Below are 23,025 nucleotides of genomic sequence, written 5' to 3'. Positions count from 1 at the left end.
TTAATCCTAACATCGTTCCGAAAAATGGCATAAGAAAAACCCGAGTGCAATACCTCGGGTTAGGGTGCTATTACTCAAGAAAATCTTTTAATTGTTTCGAGCGGCTTGGGTGGCGCAGTTTGCGCAAAGCTTTCGCTTCGATTTGACGGATCCGCTCGCGGGTGACGCCGAATACTTTACCCACTTGCTCCAAAGTCCGCACATTCCCGTCATCAAGTCCGAAGCGCAGACGCAAGACGTTTTCCTCACGGTCGGTCAAAGTGTCCAAAACTTCCTCAAGTTGTTCCTTCAGAAGCGTTTGGGCAGTATGGTCAGCCGGGCTCAGGACTTCCTGATCTTCGATGAAATCGCCTAAATGGGAATCATCTTCTTCTCCGATAGGCGTTTCCAAGGAAACGGGCTCTTGGGCGATTTTCAGGATTTCTCTGACTTTTTCAGTCGGAAGGTCCATTTCGGCACCGATTTCTTCCGGTGTCGGTTCGCGTCCCAGATCCTGCAGCAATTGCCGTTGGATACGGACCAATTTATTGATTGTTTCAACCATATGCACAGGGATACGGATTGTTCTGGCTTGGTCGGCGATGGCACGGGTGATGGCTTGACGGATCCACCAAGTTGCGTAGGTAGAGAATTTGAACCCTTTGGTGTGGTCAAATTTTTCGACAGCTTTCATCAGACCCATGTTCCCTTCCTGGATCAGATCCAAGAATTGCATGCCTCGGCCCACATAACGTTTTGCGATGGAAACGACCAGACGCAAGTTGGCTTCAGCCAATTGTTGTTTCGCTTCCTGATCGCCTTCTTTGATGCGGAGAGCCAAATTGACTTCTTCCTCTGCGTTCAGCAAAGGCACACGGCCGATTTCCTTCAGGTACATGCGGACCGGGTCATTGATTTTCACTCCGGGAGGCACAGCCATCGGGTCTTCTTCTTCAACCTTTTTGGCTGCTGGTTTTTCAGGCTTCACTGTTTCTTTGGCAAGTTGACGGGCAGTCGGACCGCCGTCTGCGTCTACGACACTGACACCGCCGTCTTCCATTTTTTGTATCAGCTTATCCATTGCATCCGCGTCCAATTGGAAAGGTGTAGCTATCTTATCGGCCAATTCGTCATAGAAGACGGACCCCAATAATTTGTGTTCTGCGATCAGCTTTTTGGTTACCTGTTCTAACGTGAAACCTTGATCATTTTTTTCGATTGCCATAAAATGATTCCTCCATTCGATGCGGGCTATTTCTTTGTTGCTTTTAATTCTTTTGAGAGGGAAACGATTTCCAACATGATTGTCTTCAGACGCTCATTGTCATTTTTCTTTCGGGCTTCCTTCATTTCTGCCTGTTTCTTGGTCAGTTGGTCCTGAAGGGACGACTTGTCCCGGATGATATGGACGAGATCCTGAATTTCCTGATAGGTGACTTCCGAATCCAATTGGAACCATTCAATCTCCGTAATCACATTTTGGAGAGCTTGATTGTTGATGCGGTCCAAAAATTGGTCGATATTCCCGACCAACCCAGTCTGCCTGAAAAACTCTTCATACAAAATGTAGATTGTCTGATAATCATCGTGGATGAAATTGAAATCTGCGTCAATCTCATTCAGATACGACCAGACTTCCTCGAAATGAAACAGTCGGTAAAGCAGTTGCTTTTCACTTTGCTCTGCCTGGGTCACCTTGCGTTTGCTCGTGCTTGGATACATTGCATGAGGGGCGGCATCATGCGGCGCGGTTCGCCTGACCGGCTCGCGTTCAGGCCGCTGCTGAAGCACTTCTTGTTGGTACCCCTTCAATTGCTTCTGCAGGATATCCACCGGAATACTGAATTCATCCGCGATGTCCTTCATGTAAAGCTCTCTTTCGATCAATGAATCCAAGGGAGCCAAAGCCTTAAGCATGGTTTCGATATAAGTGATGCGATTTTTTTCGGAATCCAGGTTCAGATTCATCTTGAGGTAGCGTGAATAGAACTGAATGACTGTTTCCCGGCTGTTTTTCAGTGCCTTGACGAATGCCTCCGGACCTTTCTGTTGGATGTATTCATCCGGATCCATGCCTGCTTCCAGCGGAAAAATCGAGATATCGAAGTGCTTGTTGCGTTCCAATATTTCTATGGCGCGCTTGGTCGCTTCGACACCGGGACGATCGCCATCATAGGCAATGACTATTTTATCGGCCGTCTTCGTCAATATCCGGTTCTGTTCATCCGTCAGGCTGGTTCCCATCGAGGCGACGCCATTCTTAACACCCGCTTGCCAAGCGGATATGACATCCATGTACCCTTCGAAAAGGATCACTTCTGAATGTCTCCGGATTTCACTGCGGGCTTTGTCGAAGTTGAAAAGGAAATCCCGTTTATTGAACAACAGTGTTTCGGGGCTGTTAAGGTATTTTGCTTCATGGTAACCTGTGTCATCCACAGGGGTAGCCTGCAGAATTCTGCCTGAAAAAGCGACAGTCTTTCCTTTCGCGTTCCGCAACGGGAAAATGATCCGAGCTGAGAACCGATCGAAAAGTTCGTTTTGACCTTGCCTATCCGTGAAAATACCACTTTCCTGAAGGAGACTTTCATCGAAAGCCTTCGCTTTCAGCATTTGAAAGAGCGCCGTCCGATTGGATGGCGAAAAACCTATTTGATATTCTTTCAGTGTCTCCGGCGTGAAGCCGCGTTGGATCATGTAATCCAGCGCAGCTTGCCCCGTAACGGTATTCATGAGGACCTGATGGTAAAAAGCCGCCGCTTCCTCATGGATTTGGATCAGTTTTTCTTTCTTTGACTGCAGCGGATTATCCTGCGCATGATTTTCGTACGAGAAATCCAACTCAATGTTGCTTAATTCGGCTGTCTTAATGACTGCTTCAACGAATGAAATACCCTCGACATCCATCAAAAAAGTAAAAACATTCCCTCCTCTTCCGCAGCTGAAACAGTGGAAAATCTGTTTTTCTTCCGCTACAGAAAATGAGGGGGTCTTCTCGTCATGGAACGGGCAAAACCCAAAATGATTCTTGCCTCTTTTTTTTAGTTGTACATATTGGCTGACGACATCAACAATATTAGTTTCGGTTCTGATCTGCGCTAATTTTTCTTCTGAAATACGTTCTGCCAAATGTCTCCCACCTTGAAGAAATATCTTCATTTTATAAAAACGCGCATAAAGATGCAAATTAGATTTTACCACATCTGCGCAACACATGCAAATATTTTCTCGGTTGGTCACTGCAGCGGCCAGCTGCGAGCTGAGTCCGATGACAAGCACCTTGTCTAACCCATCATAACGAATGAACAAACAATGGGCAACATCCAATAGTAGGATGTTGCCCATTGTTTTTCTCTTGGTTTTCTCTATTCCTGTGCCGCTTCATCATACTCAGCCAATATTCCCTCAATAAAGGTCCAGGCTTTTTCAAAACCCTCACCCGTCTCCTTTGAGAACATGATCAAGGACTCATCACTGGGAAGATTCAAAGCTTTCTTGATGCGGTAGAAATGTTGATTCCATTTCCCCCGCGGTATTTTATCGCATTTGGTGGCGATGACCGAATAAGGAAGATTATAATATTCGATGAAATCCTTCATTTGAATATCGTCTTCGGTAGGCTCGTGACGAAAATCGACAATCAAAAAGACATGTCGCAACGTATCCCTTTGTGTGAAGTACGTCTCCAACATTTGGCCCCATTTCGCCCGTTCTGTTTTCGAAACTTTCGCATAGCCGTAACCCGGAACATCCACAAAATAAAATGAATTATTGATCAAGTAGAAGTTCAAAGTCTGGGTCTTCCCCGGTTTGCTTGATGTCCGTGCTAACGCTTTGCGATTGATCAGTTTATTGATGAACGATGACTTGCCCACGTTGGACCGTCCCGCCAAGGCGATTTCAGCAAAGCCAGTGGTTGGATATTGTTTGGGATCGACCGCGCTCATTACGATTTCCGCATCTTTTACGTGCATTTATTTTCACTCCTTTTCAAAGCCGTCTGCAATTGAAACGACGCTTAAAACTATTTTTGCAACCGACTGCCATGATTATGCGAAAAAATCCGGAAATCAGATTGGAAATTGTCTGATTCGCCGGACTTCAAACGCAAGCTCATGTTTAGTTGATCTGTTTGCCGTCTTCATCGAACAGCATCGGCGCACCGATGCCATTCACTATGTTATCCGTTATGACGCACTTCACGACATCATCTCTGCTAGGGATATCAAACATGATGTCCAGCATGATGTTTTCGATGATGGAGCGCAATCCACGGGCACCAGTGTTTCTTTCCAGTGCCTTTTTGGCGATGGAGCGCAATGCGTCATCTTCGAATACCAATTCGACGCCATCCAACTCAAGTAATTTTTTGTATTGTTTCACCAAGGCATTTTTTGGTTGTGTCAGAATATGAACCAAATCGTCTTCTGTCAACTTTTCCAACGCAGCCATTATCGGTAAACGACCGATGAATTCAGGAATCAAACCGAATTTCAATAAATCCTCCGGTATGATTTGCTGCATGATGCTCTTGTCTTCCAAATGTTTGGCTTGAGGCGAGCCGAACCCGATGACTTTCTCGCCAAGACGCTCTTTCACGATCGTTTCGATGCCGTCAAAGGCACCCCCAACGATGAACAGGATGTTCGTCGTGTCGATTTGGATGAACTCTTGCTGCGGGTGTTTTCTGCCCCCTTGCGGTGGAACGTTCGCAACAGTGCCTTCCAAAATTTTAAGCAGCGCTTGTTGAACCCCTTCGCCACTTACGTCTCTTGTGATCGATACATTTTCACCTTTACGGGCGATTTTATCGATCTCGTCGATGTAGATGATTCCCCGTTCAGCCCGTTCGACATCAAATTCGGCAGCCTGAAGCAACTTCAAGAGGATATTTTCAACATCTTCCCCAACATAGCCGGCCTCCGTCAAACTTGTCGCATCTGCAATCGCAAATGGGACATCCAGGATACGCGCCAATGTTTGGCCAAGGAACGTTTTACCCGAACCTGTCGGGCCTATCAAACAAATATTACTTTTTTGTAACTCTACATTATCGTCTTCTGACATCATGCTCATTTGGCCGATACGCTTGTAGTGGTTATAGACCGCTACAGACAGCGTCCGTTTGGCTTTTTCTTGACCAATCACATATTCGCCCAAAATCTTTTGGATTTCCTGTGGTTTTGGCACCTCGGTGAATACCGCTTCGCTTGGTGCATAGATCTCTTCTTCGATGATCTCTTTGCATAAATCTACACACTCATTACAAATATATACATCCGGCCCCGCAATGATCTTTTTCACTTGGTCCTGAGATTTTCCGCAGAATGAACAATGTATTGTCCCGACACTTTCATCATGGAACACAATCATTCTCCTCCCTATATACTTACTTTCCGATCCAGCAGAACTTACCAGGATCCGCCAATTGTTGTGGCGCGTTGATCCTGACCGCTTTCGAACGGTTTACATCTTAACACAGAAAGGAAAAATTGAAAAAGAATATGATTCGTTTACCTTGTGGGGTTACAGCCCGAATATATCCCTGAATATAAACAGATGGGACACTGACTATGGAAGACAATGCCCCGATCTCTTTATTCTGTTTCAACTTTTCTTATCCTTCGATTGCTGAATCAGTGATGATGCTCATCGCTTTCTTCATTTGGATGTCGTTAGTCAACATATCAGGGCTGACCAATCCACGGACACGATCTGCATCCATGTTGTATTGTTTTGCTAATTCTTCGATTTCTGCAGCGACTTCTTCTTCAGAAACGACGATGTTTTCATCTTTGATGATTTGCTCCAATACTAGGGATGTTTTCGTGCGTTCATCAGCATCAGATTCCATTTGGACGTGCAAGTCTTTTTCAGTAGTACCTGTGATTTGGTAGTACAATTCAGGAGAGATTCCTTGACGTTGCATATCATTCAGGAAAAGATCCATTTGACGGTGCACTTCATCGTGAACCATTACGTGCGGCAATTCAACGATTTCAGCATTTGCCACTGCTTGTCTCAAAGCTAGATCCTGAACAGCTTCATCAGCTGCAGCCGTTTTGCTTTCTTCCAATTCCTTGCGAATTTTAGCTTTCAATTCGTCCAATGATGCGACTTCTTCATCGACATCTTTTGCGAATTCGTCATCCAAAGCAGGTAATTGTTTTGTTTTGATTTCGTGTACGATTACTTTAAACGTAGCTTCTTTTCCTTTAAGATCTTCAGCTTGATAATCTTCAGGGAAAGTAACGACAACGTCTTTTTCTTCTCCAGCTTTAACGCCGACCAATTGTTCTTCGAAACCTGGGATGAATTGATTAGATCCCAACTCTAAAGAATGGTTTTGATCTTTGCCGCCTTCAAAAGCCACACCGTCAACGAATCCTTCGTAGTCGATTACAGCTGTGTCGCCAAGTTCTGCGCCTTCTTCTTTAAGGACTAATTCAGCTTGACGCTCTTGTTTTTCTTTCAAGTTGTTTTCTACATCCTCATCGGTAACGATGCGGTCTTGTTTTTCAACTTTAAGATTTTTGTATTCTCCAAGCTTCACTTCAGGTTTCACTGTAACTTCAGCAGCGATGACCCAAGGTTGGCCTTTTTCCATGCTCTTGATGTCAATTTTTGGTTGAGAAACAGGATCCAATCCAGCTTCTTCGATAGCTTGTGAATAAGCATCAGGCAAAGCGCCATTCAATGCATCTTCGAATAAAGACTCTTCACCATAAATATTGTTGAATACGTGACGAGGAACTTTACCTTTACGGAATCCAGGAACGGAAACGTTCTTTTTCACTTTGTTGAAGACCTTATCCATTTCTTGTTTGATGATTTCTTCTGAAATTTCAAATGTTAAGACACCATCGTTAGTGCCTGTTTTTTCCCAGTTTGCAGTCATTTACTTTCCTCCAAAAATCTTGATTTTATTGCAATTAATTTGATATTGCACACTCTCCAATACTACACTAGAAAAGCGGTGTTGTAAACAAAAAGTGCTTAATTATTCCGTATTCGTGCAAAAAATGTGCCCGCTATCAACGCTTTGACCTTTGATTTTAATGCTTTCTTAGATTTCTTTCAGCATATGTTTTTGGTATAATCATTCAATGGGGGTGATCGTCAGTGGCCGTAAATTATCCGAACGGCAAAAAGTTCCATGCCGAGTCGCATCTGCCGAAAACTGCAAAGAGGAAAGACTTCGTATACAGCAACCGGGGAATGACGCTTGAAGAAGAGATCAACAGCAGCAATGAGCATTACCTTTCATCAGGGAAAGCCGTCATCCATAAAAAGCCGACGCCTATCCAAGTCGTCAAAGTGGATTACCCCAAAAGAAGCGCAGCCGTCATAAAAGAAGCCTATTATCGGCAGTCCTCCACTACCGATTACAACGGCGTCTACAATGGTCTATATCTGGACTTTGAGGCCAAAGAAACAAAAAATAAGACAGCCATACCTTTGAGTAACTTCCACGAGCACCAGATTGTCCACATGAAAAGGTGTATCCAACAGCAAGGAATCACGTTCGTACTGATCCGGTTTTCCTGCTTTAACCGCGTTTTCTTATTGAACAGTTCCTATCTGATTGACTTTTGGGAGAATACATTGAATAATGGCCGTAAATCGATTCCGTTGGCTTTTATTGAGAACAACGGGATCGAAGTGGCATACGGATTCAATCCCCGACTGGATTATCTGGATGCAGTGGATAAAATGCTTGAACGCACAATCAAATAATTAAGAGGTGAACCACATGCCGAATGAAGGCAATAATACACGATCACGCGCAAACAACAGGAAGAAGAACGGAACAACGCAAGGCCCCCGCAAAACGGCCGTGAAGGCGAAAACGAAAGCGAAGACGAAGAAAACCGGGATGCCGCTCTGGAAGAAAATGTTCTTCGGTGTTTTGGCCTTGGGGATGATCGGACTCGCTTCCGGAGCAGGACTCTTCTTCTACTATGTTTCCTCCGCTCCCGAACTGACCGAAGAGAAGTTGATCGGAACGGTGGCATCGACCATTTTGGATGCCGACGGAAACGAAATCAAGGAAATCGGCGGAAACGATCAGAACCGGACATTGGTCACCCCTGAAGAAATCCCGCAAGTCTTGAAGGACGCCATCGTATCGATAGAGGATCAACGTTTCTACGATCATAACGGCGTCGATCCGATCCGGATCATCGGCGCCCTGTTCGCGAACCTCCAGCAAGGCGGCATCTCGCAAGGCGGAAGCACCATCACCCAGCAATTGATTAAATTATCCTATTTTTCAACCAGTTCCGAAGACCAGACCTTGGAACGAAAAGCTCAGGAAGCCTGGATGTCCATGAAACTGGAACGCGAATATACCAAAGATGAGATTTTGGCATTCTACATCAACAAAGTCTACATGTCCAACAATGTCTACGGTATGGGAACGGCTGCTGAATACTTTTACGGCAAATCCATCACCGATGTGACACTCGCTGAAGCAGCCACTTTAGCGGGCATGCCGCAAGCCCCTTCCTTGTATGACCCAATCACTAACGCGGTGGACACTCAGGCCAGACGCGACCTTGTTCTGGACATGATGGTCGAGAACGAAAAAATCACAGCCGAAGAAAGTGCTGAGGCAAAAATGGTTCAAATACAAGGCAGCATCCTCGATCACTCTGGCGATGTCAACACGTCCTTGGTGATTGACCCTTACATCCAACTCGTAATCGATGAAGTCACGGAGAAAACCGGCTTGGACGTCTACGAAGGCGGACTGACGATCACGACCAACATCGATATGGATGCGCAGCAGCATCTGTACGATATCGTGAATACTTACGACTATATCGAATTCCCTGACGACCTGCTGCAGACTGGTGTTTCCATGGTCGATGTCAACACCGGCGCCATCCAGGCAGTCATCGGTGGGCGCAACCAAAATGTCCAGCTTGGGCTCAATCGCGCCTCTACACTTGAGCGCAGCATCGGTTCGACGATGAAACCATTGGCGGTCTACGGACCGGCAATCGAATATTTGGATTACTCGACCGGCACGTTGGTCGTCGACGAGGAATACAGTTACTCCGACGGCAGTGAAATCAACAACTACGACAACAAGTATAAAGGCGATCAGACCATCCGCGAAGCATTGGTCGATTCGCGCAACATTCCGGCTTTGAAGACTTTTCAGGATGTCGGCGCGGATAACGCCTTTTCCTTCCTGCAAAAATTGGGCATCACGATCACGAATGATGGTCAGGAATATTTGGTTGAATCCAATGCCATCGGCGGCGAAGTGACACCGATTGAGCTTTCCGCAGCTTACGCGGCCTTCGCAAACGGAGGCACTTATTACGAGCCCTACACGGTCCGATCCGTGACTACTGCGGAAGGTGAAGAATTCACTTTCGAAGCGAACGGAACCGAGGCGATGAAGGAATCCACCGCCTACATGATCACCGACATGCTGAAGGACGTCATCACCGAAGGAACGGCAACAAACGCCCAGATTTCCGGATTGCCGCAGGCCGGCAAAACCGGGACAACCAACTACACGGATGACGAATTGGCAGCAGTCGGCGGTACAAACGTGCCTTATGCCGCTCCGGATGCCTGGTTCGCCGGTTATTCAACCAGCTATTCCATCTCAGTATGGGTCGGTTATGACAATTCCAAAGAATATGGAAACTTTTTGGACTACCAGACACAAAGTCTGACGCGCGATATTTACCGTGAATTGATGTCCTACGTCTCCGAGGATACCGATTACGCCGATTGGACGCTTCCTGCATCGGTAAGCAAAGTCTCGATCGAAAAGTACACAGACCCAATTTTGAAGCCCGGCCCGAATACGCCGAGCAGCCTGATTGCCACTGAACTTTTCGTAAAAGGCACGGAACCTACTTCCACTTCCAAGAAATACGGTGTGACGCTGTTGGCTCCTTCCGGTTTGAAGGCCAGCTACAATACCGATAAGGACGAATTGACCGTCGAATGGGATAAATATTCAGCCAGCGGCACCGACTCCAACGCACAAGCGCAATACACAGTGACAGCAGGCGGCGCATCCGAAACGACAACAGATACCAAAGTCGTCATTGACAATCCTGATAAAGGCACAATCACGATTTCGTTGCTCGTCAAAATTGGCTCAAGCACATCACCTGCTTCAACCATCCAATTGACCATTGCCGATCCGGCGCAAGAATCGTCCGAAGAGGATTCCAAAGACGACGAAGCAAGCGACTCCTCTTCTTCATCATCATCCAGCTCTTCAGCGGAAAGCGACCAAGCATCCTCCGTTGCAAAGGATGATGAAGAAGCAACTCAGAATCCATAAAAAAACAGCCAGTTCCTTTAAATCGGGAGCTGGCTGTTTTTTTTATTGATGCTGCAAGCTGCGCTTGTCCGTTTCATTTCAAACCCAAACGCTTCTGCCCTTCCTGGCACATCGAAAGCAACGGGCAAACGTCGCACTTGGGATTTCTGGCTGTGCAATGATACCTGCCGAAAAAAATCATCTGGTGATGCGCATCGGACCATCGCTCCTTCGGAATTTTTTTCATCAGCAACTCTTCCACTTCCAGAACCGATGCTTTCTGGGGAGCGATGCGCAGTCGTTTGGATATCCGTTCCACATGGGTATCCACCGCGATCGCCGGGATATGGAAACCGACACTCATTACGACATTTGCTGTTTTGCGCCCTACTCCGGGCAACTTGGTCAGTTCCTCCAAGGTGCGCGGCACTTCGCCGCCGAAGTCCTCCAGCAGCATTTTACAGCATTTTTGGATGTTGGCGGCTTTGTTTCTGTACAAGCCGATCGTCCTGATTTCCTGCATGATCGACTCGAGTGGGGCCGCAACGAAAGCCTCGGGCGTGGGGAATCGGCCGAACAGGCTAGGCGTAACTTTGTTGACGGAAACATCTGTTGCCTGGGCGCTGAGAAGTGTCGCAATCAAAAGCTGAAACACGTTCTGATGCAGCAGTTCGCACTGCGCGTTCGGGAACAGCGCCGCCATCTCATCCAGCGCTTCTACAGTCTTTCTTTTCGATAACATATTTCACCTCACCTATGCGTCCGCGTCAGTGTCCAGCCAATTGTACAATGGCACTTCCATCGGCACATCCGTCCTTGCTTTTTCATCGAACTTGTCCTGATTGCTTTGGGGCCGCGTCGATTGCTGCTGGATCAGATCTTTTACGCTTTTGATGTTTTTCTTCTCCCATGCCAAAAGGATGCGGTCGATGTATTTCAGGCTGTAAACGCGATTCAACACCGCTTCTTTCAAAGCTGATTCGATCAATTCGAGCGGATAGTGGTCCATATCGATCCAGCTCGCAATAGTCTGCATCTCGATGGGGGATAAGTTCCGCCCGAATTCCTGCTCAAACATGGTCATGATATTCTTACCCTGTTGCTGGATGGGCTGTTTTTTCTCGGAACGTTCCATCAATTGGAAAAGCCGTTGATAGATCGGATCCAAGGAATAGGAATCCTCCACTTTGCCGGCCAGATCATTTTTCGTCTCCATCAAGATCATTTGCTTCTGCATCAGATTATGCAGCAAGGAAAAGACATCCCTTTCGGCAATGCCCATATTTTCGGCGATCAGTGCCAGATTCGGAAACGGTATGTTCTTATCGATGTAAGCTTTCAGCTGCAGCACAAAGATGAATTCCGTATCCGCAAGCCCGATCCTTTTGTAGTTCTGCAGCAAAAAATTAGGGATCAGCGTCTGCCCCGATTCGATCCATTTGGTTAATTCATTGTATGACATTATATCAAAAAACTCCTTTAGAAAAACAGAAAGTGGAACAAATAGCTGCTATTTGCCCCACTCCCATTCTGTTGTGATTAAATTCAGATGCGTGAAACGCCCTGGTTAAGGGTAGATCCTGTTCAGTAGACGCGGGAACGGAATCGACTCACGGATGTGTTCGGTTCCGGAGATCCAAGTCACCATTCTTTCAAGTCCCAGTCCGAATCCGGAATGCGGCACTGAACCGTATTTGCGCAGATCCAAATACCATGCATAGTCATCCTTGCTCAGCCCGAATTTCTCGATCTGTTCGCTTAAGCGTTGGTAGTCCACTTCACGTTCGCTACCGCCGATTATTTCTCCGTATCCTTCCGGAGCGATCATATCCGCGCACAGAACGACTTCCGGACGATCGGGATGCTCTTTCATGTAGAAAGGCTTGATCGCCTTCGGGTAATTGAGGATAAATACCGGTCTTTCCGATTGGTTCGCAATAAAGGTTTCATGAGGCGAACCAAAATCATCGCCCCAGACGATATCATCGAATCCATTTGCGTTCAATAAGGCCACGGCATCATCATAGCTGATGCGCTCGTACGGCAATTGCGTGTATTTTTTCAGCAATTCCTTGTCGCGCTCCAGCGTATCCAAGTAGATATCACAATTATCCAGCACCGATTGGACCAGATAAGCGACATATTTTTCCTGAACTTCCAGACTTTGGTCCTGATGCATGAAAGCCATTTCCGGCTCCATCATCCAAAATTCGATCAGATGGCGGCGCGTCTTCGATTTTTCGGCACGGAATGTCGGACCGAATGAAAATACTTTTCCGAAGGCCATCGCTGCCGCTTCCATATACAACTGTCCACTCTGGGACAAGTATGCTTCCTCATCGAAATACTTGGTATGGAACAGCTCGGTCGTCCCTTCAGGTGCGCTGCCGGTCAGAATCGGCGGATCCACCTTGATGAAGCCTTCTTGATTGAAGAATTCATAAGTAGCGCGGATGATTTCGTTCCGGATCTTCATGATGGCGTGCTGTCTGGATGAACGCAGCCATAGATGACGATGATCCATCAGGAAATCTGTTCCGTGCTCTTTAGGCGTAATCGGATAATCTTGGCTCTCTCCCAGCACTTCGATACCGGTGACGAGCAATTCGTAGCCAAGCTTCGAACGGGTATCTTCTTGGATGATCCCTTTGACGATCAAAGAAGTTTCTTGCGTCAGCGATTTTGCGACGTCAAACAACTCTTCGCCGACATCATTTTTCATAACGATGCCTTGGAAATAATGAGCGCCGTCACGTAATTGCAGAAAGGCGATTTTTCCGCTGCTTCTTTTGTTGGTAACCCAAGCACCAATGGAAATCTCTTGCCCTAAATATTCTTTCGCTTGATCCATTGTGATAAGTGTCAATCTAGTCTACCCCTTTTTCCACAAAAAATAGTTTATTTTTTATGGGTTTCGATAAATTTTTTGATGCGGTCTACTGCTTCTGCGAGTAGCTCTTCTCTGACAGTATAACTTATTCTGGCGTAATCAGGGTATCCAAAACCATCGCCTGAAACCAAAGCGACATTTGCCTCTTCGATCAGAGCCAGCGTAAAGTCTTTCACTTCTTCAAAACCGCACATCTCGGCGGCTTCCTTCACATTCGGGAACAGGTAAAAGGCTCCTTGCGGTTTCGTTACCTTGAAACCAGGAATGCTCGCAACCAGCGGATAGAAGAAGTTCAGTCGCGCCTCGAATGCTGCGCGCATTTCCTCAACAAAATCTTGCGGTCCGGTCAAAGCAGCCAGCGCGCCATATTGGCTTGGTCCGGCAGGGTTGCTTGTCGAATGACTGGACAGTTCGATCATTTTGTTGATGATTTCCGCATTTCCGATTGCATACCCGATTCTCCAGCCTGTCATTGCGTAGGTTTTGGAGATTCCGTTGATGATGATCGTTTGGTTCTTGATTTCTTCTGATAGGGAAGCGATTGAGATGGCTTCATTTCCGTTATAAGTCAGTCGGTAGTAAATCTCATCGGCGATGATCAAGACATCGTGTTCAACCGCCCACTCGCCGATCGCTTTCAGTTCTTCAGGCGTATAGATCATACCGGTAGGGTTCGACGGCGAATTCAAAAGCAAAGCAACCGTTTTTTCGGTGCGATATTTTTCCAGGTCTTCCACAGTCAATTTAAAGTCTTTTTCAGGCGCTGTTTCGACAAGAACGTTGACGCCGCCAGCCAGTTTGATCTGTTCCGTATAGCTTACCCAGTAAGGCGCAGGGACGATGACTTCATCTCCGGGATTAAGAATGACCTGAAATAGCGCGAACAAAGCATTTTTGGCACCTTCAGTTACGATGACCTGATTAACGGCGAAAGTGACTCCGTCATACTTCTGATGATAATCCACAATCGCTTGACGCAATGGCAGGATACCGGCAGTCGGGGTGTAATGGTTTGCTTTGTTTGATTGGATCGCCTCTACTGCAGCATTCAGAATTGAAACGTGCGTATCGAAGTCCGGTTCCCCTACGGTCAAGTTCAGGATATCCTTCCCTTGCGCTTTCATGACGTTGACTTTAGCTGACGTCGCCAATGTCGGGGATTCGCTTATTTTTTTCATTCTTTCAGAAATTTTTACCATCTCAATCACTCCAATTTATATGTTTTCTATATCTTTGAGCCATTTACCAGAAATAGCGGATATCAAATAGTAACCAATCGTATCATTTGCATTTTTGTAGGTGACTTCCCAAACCGGTTCTTCGTCCTCTATCCCCAGTCTTGCCTCCAGAATCCGTTCAGGGTTCTTGTCCGCCTGAGTGATTGACTTGGCTTCACTTTCGGTGATGACTTCCGCCGTGTTCAGGATAGTGGTTTCACCGCCGTCTTTCTTGATGATGACATATAATTCTTCGTTGTTGTCATCGATGCCAGCCAGTGTGAAATACGTCTCCGATCCATTGTACCAATAAAAATCCTGGACTTTCTGGATATTGGCGTTCGTTTCCGCAATGGCGGTTGCTTCTTTTTCCGCTTGCAGTATCGGCTGCTGGCTGCGGTAAAATATCGTGTAGGAGCTGACGATCATCAGGAAAAGAAGCACAATCGTCCCAACAATGACATTCTTCTTCACATCTTCCACTTCCTTATCTTTGGTTGAAATTTAATCGCAATCTCACCTAATTGTTAATGATACCTTAAACTTCATGCTGATGGAATATCCCGCCGCATTATTTTTTCAGAAATTCTTGAATTTCCGCATTTATTTGCGCTTGACCGGCTACTTTTATCCCTACGCCCTCCGGAAGCATCTGTTGCATCCGTTTCGAATAATTACTTTTGATCAATCTGTCGTCCAGGCAAATGACGACACCTTTCGTATTTCTGGAGCGGACGAGCCTGCCTATCCCCTGTTTCAGACGGATCATCGCTCGCGGAAGAAACTCTTCATAGAATGCCTTCTTGCCTCTGTCCTGGTGATACGCTTGGAAGGCGGCATTTTCCGGACGATGCGGCGGATCGAACGGCAGTCTGGTGATCACCAGGATCTCAACAGCTTGATCGGAAAAGTCGATGCCTTCCCAGTATGAAGCAGAGCCCAGCAAAATCGCAGCATCAGCCGACATGAACCGATTATGCATCCTTCTCCGGCTGCCGGAGAAACCTTGAGCGAGTATTTCCGTTCCCGGAAATCCGGAAGAGACAGCATTTTTGAGCTGGTTATGGACTTCCTCCAGCAAGCGGTTGGAAGTGAACAAAACCAAAGCTTTGCCTTGTTGCGGCAGTACGATTTCCTGCATAGTCGAAACGATCTGTCTGGCCGCTTGTTTGTCATCCAATGAGGTGATGGCAGCGATATCTGTCGGAAGGAAGATCCGCAAGCGTTCGCTCAACTTGTAGGGTGAAGCAAAATACGCTTCCTGCAATTCGGCTTCGCCGATTTTGTTTTTGAAATAGTCGAGCGAACCATCCACTCTGAGCGTCGAACTCAAATAAACGGTTCTGCTGAATCGCTCTTTTATTTTGGTATGGATTTCTTCCGAAAGGTCGATCTGGTTGATTTCGATCGCCAAAGAAAGCAGGTCATTATCCCACGTGTAGTGCAGCACATGATACGTGCCTATGCGCTCTTCAGAAAAATAGTGCAGATTGATTTGGACAGCATCCAAGTCATCCAGCAGCGCCTTTGCGCGCGGACCCATAACCGGATCATTCCTCAAGCCGGCTTTATCCAGGCAACGCTTGGCTGCTAGCCTAGTCTCCTGTATGTACTGGTACATTTTCTTGAAGATTTTCTTCAGGCCGTTTTCAATCAAAAAATTCTCGTCGAGATAAACTTCACCCTTTTCCCCCACCTCATGGATTAGGGAACGCATCAATACTTCTTCTGAATGGGCATATTCCTGCTGTAACTGATCGATTGCGAATTCGAGATTGAACAAATCATAGGCCAAGGAATCGCCATTCGGATCCTTCTCCATTGCCTCGCGATAATCCCGCAGGAAGTAGCCGAAGCGCTTCAATCGCCGTTTCAGGATGGATAGGGCCACACTTTTCTTGTGCGCATCCTGATAGACGCGCGGGAACTGATGCGCCTCATCGAGGATCAGATTTATGGATTCGCAATGGTCAAAAATAGCCAGATCATCGATATGATGACTCAAAAAGGAATGGTTCGTGACGATCAGGCTGGATTGTTCCGCTTTCTTGTTATTGAAGGCAAAGAAATCGTCATCTGCCCATTTCCCCTTCAACGGGGGTTCGTGGCTTTCAAAGGTCAGCTTTTCCCACAGAAAATCAAAGTTCTGCGCCTGGCTCAATTCGCTGATATCACCGGTTTCCGTCTCGGTCAACCAGACGTAGATGCTCATCATGATCAAGGATTCTTTTTTGGTGAGGGCTTCCAAGGTCAATGCGGCCAACTTCTCCAGATGGACGATGTTCGTCTTCCCTTTCAATGCGCTTACCTGCAGCTCGAACGGCAGTATTTTGCGCAACCGGGTCATCTCGTTGTCCATGATCTGTTCCTGCAAAAGGAGCGTGGAGGTGCTGATAAGGACTTTTTTTGCGGGCGTTGCCTGATAAGCGGCAGGCAACAGATAGGCCAAAGTCTTCCCGATGCCCGGCGCAGCCTCGATTGCCAGATTTTGGGAAGTTTCGGCTTGGCGGAAGTCAAAAAGCGATTGCATCATCTCGATCTGCTCCGCACGGATTTCCAAGCCGTGATTTTCCATCAGGCTTTTGGCCACTTCCGAGAAATCGGAAATTTCTTTCTCCCTGTAAGCAGTCTGCTCCAAGCGTATGTCTTTTTCCTTCAGCGCCAACCCATTTTTGACATAGATTTTCTGCGGAAGGGGCGAGCGCATCTCTTTGGCGGTTTCATAGCTTTCATAGAAAAAGGAATCGTTGTCCACCTGACAATGCGCCGACAAGAAATTCAACTTTTCCAGCGTGACCAACGGCAGGTTGTTCGCCTTCTCCTTCAATTGGAGGAAAAGTTCCGCAGTTGCATGCGCATCGCTTGCGGCATCATGGGCACTGTCATGCGTCAGAGCGAAGTGGTTTGATAAATCGCCCAACCGATAACTGGATAAGGTCGGATACAGGATTTTCGTCAACTCCACCGTGTCCATCGCGCGCAGCGAAAGCGGCGGCATGCCGACTTCATGGAAAGAGTTGTCCAAAAAATGGTAATCGAAATGCACGTTATGCGCTACAAAAATGCAGCCTTCGAGTGTGTTATAGATGAAATCGCAGACGTCCTCAAAATAGGGCGCCTCTTTGACGTCCTTATTCCTTATTCCCGTCAACTTCTCGATGATATCCGGGATTTTTCTGCCTGGATTGATGGTTATATTGATTTCCTGAACTATTTTGCCGGCCTGAAGCAAGGTGCACCCGAATTGAATGATCCGATCCCCTCGCTTGAAGCTGGAGCCCGTTGTCTCAAGATCGACAATGGCATAGGTTTTCTTCATAAAAACAATCTCCTAAATAAACAGAAGCTTCTCCTGTTCCGGTATTTCTTTCTGCAAGACTTTCCCTGAAAATATCTCATAAAAGCAGGAGCCTCTCCGATCAAACTGTGCATTGTATGCAGCTGAACTCATTATATCCTAAGTCGTGGATATTGTTACCGTAAAATCGATAATTGTCGGATTTTTTTGATGGCTTGGAGGGCTAGGTTGCCTACCCGGCCTCACAAAAATGGACCCTCGCTTTATCAGCAAGGGCCCATTTTTTGGATCCATTAAACGATCTCAGAGTAAATGTCTTTCACATTTTTATCCGGATCGATTACGATATATAATTTATTTTCGGATGAAACGAATGAAGATTGATGTTCATTGTCGAATCCATCGGTATCCGTAGCTTTATACGGGAAGTAGATACGGTCCACTTCCACAATGACGTCGGATTTTGGGTGATCCTCATCTTGGTAAAGGATATCCATTTTTTCGATGTCTTGATGGCTCGCAACGCGATCGAACATGCCTTGTTCAAGTCCGCCCAAGTTGATGTCGCTCGTGTTGACGTGATCCGCTTCTTGGTTAATTTCGATACGCAAAGATTCGCAAGGGTGGATTTCTTGGAAATCGCTGTTTCCGATTCGGCCATAGCTCGTTGTGACTTGTTTGATCCATAGATCTCCGATATATTCACGCTTGATCGTCCATGTTTCGCCGTTTCTAAAAATAAATCTCAAACCTGTCATTACTTTTTTCATCGAAATCACTCCTGATATATTTACTTTTTGAATATGTAACTATTTTATCATATTTTTTAAAAAGTGGGTACCAATACACTTCAGATGACGGAAAAAAAGTAAGTTAAGCTACTACAGACTAGCCATGAATTCATTTGCGTTGACGACGGCCCTTGTATGCTTCGCCGATGCGATTTCTTGGCTTTCCGAACGGACTGCGCACTCGAAGAAATATTTGTTTCCTCTGTGTTCCGTCACTCTGACTGTCACCGTTATTTCTGCGTGGATGGGAGAGGCTTTTTTATGATGCAGATCGCAGTGTATCCCGACTGTCGTGTCGCCTTCGGAAAGATGTTCTTTAACGATTCCCATGCAGGCATTTTCAATCATGGCCAGCAATGCCGGCGTTGCCAGAACCGGCAACGTGCCCGAACCGATTTCGGAAGCCAAATCTTTTTGCTCGACGGTATAAACGGCTGCGAATGTCTCATCCAAATAAATCATCCTTCTTTTCATAATGAAATCCCTTAGCGCGGGGTGACTATTCTCCAGTTTGTTTGCCAGGACCAACGTTTTCAATTCTTCGAATATCTCGCCCACGAAAGGACCGCCACGCTGGATGCCCAGCAAGGACAGCAATTCTTTTCCGTCCAAGGCCAAGTCTTTCAGCGCATGGATCGGCATGGACTCATTCAATTCGATCAAATTTTCGCTCTGGTTCGGCAAACCGAATCCTTCGATGATGGCTTCTATCTGCATGGCGATTTCGATCCCTGTTTCGAACAGGAGTGGATAGTCCCAGAATTGGTGCAGGCGTTTGTTGAGTGCCTGCACGCCTATGCGTATATCCAGGATTTCCTTGCGGGAACACTTCCATTGGCGCAAAAAAGGTTCAATTGCTTCGTCCTTCAGATCAAGGAAATGGATCAATACAGTCCAAGCGATTGTTGTCCCTTTGAATTGCAGCGGAAACAGGGCCAAGTCGATCAATGCCTTTTCCCGATTTTGGAAGCCAGGACACATCTGGAATAAACGTGTTTCGACAAAAAACTTGATTCCGCCCTTGCGGTTTCTTCCGATCAGAAGCTTGTTCCACTCTTCGCGCACGCGCTCTACCGCGATTTTCGAGAGGAGCGGATGGTACTCGACGATGGCTTCCTTCGTTGCTTGTTCGATTTCAAAATCCAACTGACTCACAAACCTGGCTGCGCGCATCATGCGCAAGGCGTCTTCTCTGAAGCGTTCTTCCGGATTGCCGACTGCCCGGATCAATTTGTTCGCCAAGTCCTCCTGCCCGTTGAAGTAATCTTTGATGTTCCCGTGGCGGTCGATCGCAATCGCATTGATCGTAAAGTCGCGCCTTTTCAGGTCGTCCTGCAAACTGCGCACATACTGGACTTTCTCTGGCCTGCGGAACTTCTCATACTTTGATTCTGTCCGGAAAGTTGTTATTTCGTAAGTCTCACGCTCGTGTAAAACCATCACCGTTCCATGTTGGATGCCTACATCAAAGGTGATCGGGAATATCCGCTGAATTTCTTCAGGCATGGCGCTTGATGCGATGTCGACATCCGAAATATCCAGATGCAGCAGCGTATCGCGCACACTTCCCCCAACAAAGTAGGCTTCATATCCAGCCCGTTCGATGGCTTCGATGATCGGTATCGCTTTTTGAAATTCCGGTGCGTTTATGATCATAGGAAGTTTTCCAATCCATAGATCAGACGATCGATTTCCATTACTTTTCTGCAGGAAAGGGCTACACCATTCATGAAAGAGTCGCGGTCATATGAATCGTGGCGGATGATCAAACCTTCCCCGGCACTGCCGAATTGCACTTGCTGGTGCGCGACCAGGCCCGGCAGGCGGACACTGTGGATTTTCATGCCGTGGTAATCAGCCCCTCTTGCGCCTTCGATCAATTCTTTCTCTTCCGGATGCCCTTGTGGATGGTCTCCTCTCACTTCGTAAATCAATTCGGCTGTTTTGATGGCTGTGCCGCTTGGTGCATCCAATTTGTTCTCATGATGCAATTCCATGATTTCCACATCCGGGAAATATTTTGCTGCTTTTGCTGCGAATTCCATCATCAATACGGCACCGATCGCAAAGTTAGGGGCAATCAAGCCGCCCAAACCCAATTTTTTTGAGTAGTTGGTCAATTCTTCTAGTTGTTCGCTGGAAAAGCCGGTAGTGCCGATTACGGGGCGCATGCCGTTTTCTAGCGCGAAACGTGTATTGTCATAGGCTGCATCCGGTCTTGAGAAATCGATCCAAACATCAGCTTCAACTTCCTTGACGAGCGTCGCTTTGTCACTGAACACTTTCACAGGATGGCCGGCATATTGCGGCAATTCATCCAGATGTTTCTCTGTTGCGAAAGGATCGTATACAGCCGCCAAAATAAAGTCTTCCTGACGCAAGACCATATTTGTGCAGGCGGTCCCCATTTTGCCTTTAAATCCCGAAACTACTATTTTCATTCTACACGTTCCCTTCCGTTTAACGCCGCTGGCACGCATGTTCCGCACCATATCCGCGTTTTATCAGATCATATTTTTTTCTTCCAACGCTTTTAATTCTTTCGTGAACTTCCTGAAGCTGGTTTCATCATATTGGATCAGCGCAATATCGATCTGTTTTTTCAAATAATGGATGCGATCCTTCACCGCCAACTTTTCCAATGATTTTTCTACGATTTCTTCCAGGTCTTTATCGAAAATTTCGGAATCTTGGATGTACGGATTATCTTCCAGAACACCAAAAAATGAAAGGACTTGGTAGGATTGATCAAAGAACAACTCCAGATAAAAATCCTCTTTCCAATTCAAGCGCAGATCATGAAATGCCTGTTCGGGATCTTCGAATATCTTTCCGTCTTTATAGTACATGAAGGCATCTTTCGGATTTCCGACTACGGCAAACCCCATTCCTCTGTTCGTTGTATGGACTTCCTCAATCAGATGGATATTCTTCAACAAAATCTCATGATTGAGCAGATAATTGAGTATCCAAAGAGACTCTCTGCGCTTCAATTGATAATTCTGAATAAACCAAGAAATAAAATTTTTTTTCTCCTCCAAAGTAGGATTCATCATTTTAAAAACCTCCTATCCGATGGGATGATGACTTATTGATCTGAATCGTGCAGATCATCATGGAGTTGAAGCAACTCGGTGTTGGCCGGATAAAGAGCCAAACCTTGGTGGATGACCTCACTCAATTTTTCCCAATTGCCTTCTTCTCTCAAGAATGCTGCATACTCCAGTAAAAATGACTCATTATCGGCAAAATGCGGATAAGCCGCCATGTATTCTTTGTTTGCCGCGTCAAAGTCCTCCAAGGCATTATGGCTGGCTGCCAGCAACCAATTGTATTGCGGATCGTTATCTTCCTGCTCTGCCCGGTCTGCAACATAAGCTACCAATTCCTCGAATCTTCCTTGCTTCAGCAACAGGTTCCCCAGGGCCAAATGGATACTGGAAAGGTCCGGTTCAAGCGCTGCCGCTTCGCGCAAATTATGTTCCGCATCCTGCTCCCTGTTCAGCTTCAATTGCAGTCTGGCCGCTGTCGTGTAAAATTCATGCTGATAAGGATTCCGCAAGACGGCCTGTTCCATCACGGCAAGCGCTTCTTCCAACTCCAATTCAGCCTCAAGCGCATTCGCCAAATACAGGTATGCGCTCAGGTAAGCATTGTCCGCTTCGAGCAATTTATTAAAAATGGTGATGGCCCGTGCATATTCCTTAAGTTGGAAATAGGTGAAGCCGAGTTGGAAATAACTGTCCGGGAAATGTTCATCGGCCGGGATTTTTTCCAGATACTGCAACGCCGTCTCGAACGCACCGATGGCATTATGGCAGTCGCCCAGGAAAAAATTCAGCTGCGTTTCGGATGCTATTTCGCCGTTTCCGTTTGAAAGTTCCTCATAGATCGGGATCGCCTTCTTGTACTCCCCGATCGAATGGTAAAGCTGCGCCAAGGCATAATCCAATATGGGCTCATCCGGCAACAGCGTCATGGCTTCAAAAATTTTCTTTTCGCTGACTTCGTACAGTCCCTGCACTTGATAAGCATCAGCCATCGTCAACAAAGCCTGAGGGTACACGTCACTTTCTTTATCGATTGTTAGGAGGATATCCAAAGCTTGATCGTAATCGTCTTCGTCGATGGCGATTTCTGCCAAGGCGATATTCCACTCCTGTATATGCGGGGCCAGGTAGTTCAATGCTCCATATGCCTCTTTTGCTTCACTCAAGAAGCCCAAGGCATGCATCGTTTCTGCCAATTCGGCTAAATCAGCGCTGTTGTTCTCCAGGACGGATTGCTCAACTGATTGTTTGAACAGTTGGACAGCCGCATCCAAATCATTCTTTTGAATGGCTTCTATCATTGCATGTGCTTCATTATTCATTCGTCTACTGCTCCTTCAAATACACTCTGCTTGCTGGTGCTCTTCCTTTATATTTTATCATAAAGTTCAGCATCTGTATCTATTTGTTCCTCAGGCTTTTCTCCGTCAAGTCCATAGCAAACGCACCTGAAAGAAGCACTCTTCAATGTCAAAAAAAATAAAGCTGAAGCCCCGTAAGGCC

18 protein-coding genes are annotated in these 23,025 nt (G+C 46.5%); 2 read left to right on the top strand and 16 right to left on the bottom strand.

The genetic code is table 11. The features are described from left to right. Positions 1-70: 70 nt before the first annotated feature. From rpoD to tig, 5 genes are all read right to left on the bottom strand, one after another. Complete coding sequence (gene rpoD, locus C8U37_RS06170; protein WP_108032389.1) at positions 71-1,204, bottom strand: RNA polymerase sigma factor RpoD; 1,134 nt, start codon at positions 1,202-1,204, stop codon at positions 71-73. A gap of 26 nt (positions 1,205-1,230) precedes the next feature. Then, complete coding sequence (gene dnaG, locus C8U37_RS06165; RefSeq protein ID WP_108032463.1) at positions 1,231-3,108, bottom strand: DNA primase; 1,878 nt, start codon at positions 3,106-3,108, stop codon at positions 1,231-1,233. A 236-nt stretch (positions 3,109-3,344) separates the two neighbouring features. Next, positions 3,345-3,953, bottom strand: a complete 609-nt coding sequence (gene yihA, locus C8U37_RS06160; RefSeq protein WP_086628034.1) for a ribosome biogenesis GTP-binding protein YihA/YsxC — start codon at positions 3,951-3,953, stop codon at positions 3,345-3,347. A gap of 145 nt (positions 3,954-4,098) precedes the next feature. Then, the gene (gene clpX / locus C8U37_RS06155; RefSeq protein WP_108032388.1) at positions 4,099-5,352 is read right to left on the bottom strand and encodes an ATP-dependent Clp protease ATP-binding subunit ClpX; all 1,254 of its coding nucleotides are present in this window, start codon (positions 5,350-5,352) and stop codon (positions 4,099-4,101) included. 244 nt (positions 5,353-5,596) lie between these two features. Further along, positions 5,597-6,877: a trigger factor gene (gene tig, locus C8U37_RS06150; protein WP_108032387.1), complete on the bottom strand. Its 1,281-nt coding sequence runs from the start codon at positions 6,875-6,877 to the stop codon at positions 5,597-5,599. Between the two features lie 224 nt (positions 6,878-7,101). On the opposite strand from tig, the gene recU reads away from it, so the two are divergent. Both recU and C8U37_RS06140 read left to right on the top strand, forming a co-directional pair. Then, positions 7,102-7,716, top strand: a complete 615-nt coding sequence (gene recU, locus C8U37_RS06145; RefSeq protein WP_108032386.1) for a Holliday junction resolvase RecU — start codon at positions 7,102-7,104, stop codon at positions 7,714-7,716. A 16-nt stretch (positions 7,717-7,732) separates the two neighbouring features. Next, positions 7,733-10,297: a PBP1A family penicillin-binding protein gene (locus C8U37_RS06140; protein ID WP_108032385.1), complete on the top strand. Its 2,565-nt coding sequence runs from the start codon at positions 7,733-7,735 to the stop codon at positions 10,295-10,297. Positions 10,298-10,370: 73 nt separating this feature from the next. Here C8U37_RS06140 and nth read toward each other — a convergent pair whose 3' ends face one another. The 11 genes from nth to C8U37_RS06085 all read right to left on the bottom strand — a co-directional run bounded on the left by nth (position 10,371) and on the right by C8U37_RS06085 (position 22,844). Next, positions 10,371-11,018: an endonuclease III gene (nth, locus tag C8U37_RS06135; RefSeq protein WP_108032384.1), complete on the bottom strand. Its 648-nt coding sequence runs from the start codon at positions 11,016-11,018 to the stop codon at positions 10,371-10,373. Positions 11,019-11,030: 12 nt separating this feature from the next. Next, complete coding sequence (locus C8U37_RS06130; RefSeq protein WP_108032383.1) at positions 11,031-11,738, bottom strand: DnaD domain-containing protein; 708 nt, start codon at positions 11,736-11,738, stop codon at positions 11,031-11,033. Positions 11,739-11,843: 105 nt separating this feature from the next. Continuing rightward, positions 11,844-13,127, bottom strand: a complete 1,284-nt coding sequence (gene asnS / locus C8U37_RS06125) for an asparagine--tRNA ligase (RefSeq protein ID WP_108032462.1) — start codon at positions 13,125-13,127, stop codon at positions 11,844-11,846. Between the two features lie 47 nt (positions 13,128-13,174). After that, positions 13,175-14,365, bottom strand: a complete 1,191-nt coding sequence (locus C8U37_RS06120; RefSeq protein ID WP_108032382.1) for a pyridoxal phosphate-dependent aminotransferase — start codon at positions 14,363-14,365, stop codon at positions 13,175-13,177. A 15-nt stretch (positions 14,366-14,380) separates the two neighbouring features. Next, on the bottom strand, positions 14,381-14,857 hold the full coding sequence (locus C8U37_RS06115; protein WP_108032381.1) for a cell wall elongation regulator TseB-like domain-containing protein: 477 nt from the start codon (positions 14,855-14,857) through the stop codon (positions 14,381-14,383). A 97-nt stretch (positions 14,858-14,954) separates the two neighbouring features. Continuing rightward, entirely contained in the window at positions 14,955-17,702 is a 2,748-nt protein-coding gene (locus tag C8U37_RS06110; RefSeq protein ID WP_108032380.1) for a helicase C-terminal domain-containing protein, read from the bottom strand. Between the two features lie 272 nt (positions 17,703-17,974). Beyond that, positions 17,975-18,451 (bottom strand): hypothetical protein, encoded by a 477-nt coding sequence (locus C8U37_RS06105; protein WP_108032379.1) that lies wholly within the window; start codon positions 18,449-18,451, stop codon positions 17,975-17,977. A 111-nt stretch (positions 18,452-18,562) separates the two neighbouring features. After that, positions 18,563-20,128, bottom strand: coding sequence for a CCA tRNA nucleotidyltransferase (locus C8U37_RS06100; RefSeq protein WP_108032378.1), 1,566 nt, complete (start codon positions 20,126-20,128; stop codon positions 18,563-18,565). Then, positions 20,125-20,913 carry a 4-hydroxy-tetrahydrodipicolinate reductase gene (gene dapB / locus C8U37_RS06095; protein WP_108032377.1) on the bottom strand — a complete coding sequence of 263 codons (789 nt, stop codon included), beginning with the start codon at positions 20,911-20,913 and terminating at the stop codon, positions 20,125-20,127. The genes C8U37_RS06100 and dapB overlap by 4 nt, the downstream gene beginning before the upstream one ends. Positions 20,914-20,976: 63 nt before the next feature. After that, positions 20,977-21,528: a YpiB family protein gene (locus tag C8U37_RS06090; RefSeq protein ID WP_108032376.1), complete on the bottom strand. Its 552-nt coding sequence runs from the start codon at positions 21,526-21,528 to the stop codon at positions 20,977-20,979. A gap of 32 nt (positions 21,529-21,560) precedes the next feature. Next, positions 21,561-22,844 carry a tetratricopeptide repeat protein gene (locus tag C8U37_RS06085; protein WP_108032375.1) on the bottom strand — a complete coding sequence of 428 codons (1,284 nt, stop codon included), beginning with the start codon at positions 22,842-22,844 and terminating at the stop codon, positions 21,561-21,563. Positions 22,845-23,025: the final 181 nt, after the last annotated feature.

This window comes from Trichococcus patagoniensis (assembly GCF_003051085.1).
GTDB lineage: Bacteria > Bacillota > Bacilli > Lactobacillales > Aerococcaceae > Trichococcus > Trichococcus patagoniensis.
The sequence above is the reverse complement of the archived record's forward strand: the minus strand, read 5'-3'. Positions and strand labels throughout refer to the sequence as shown.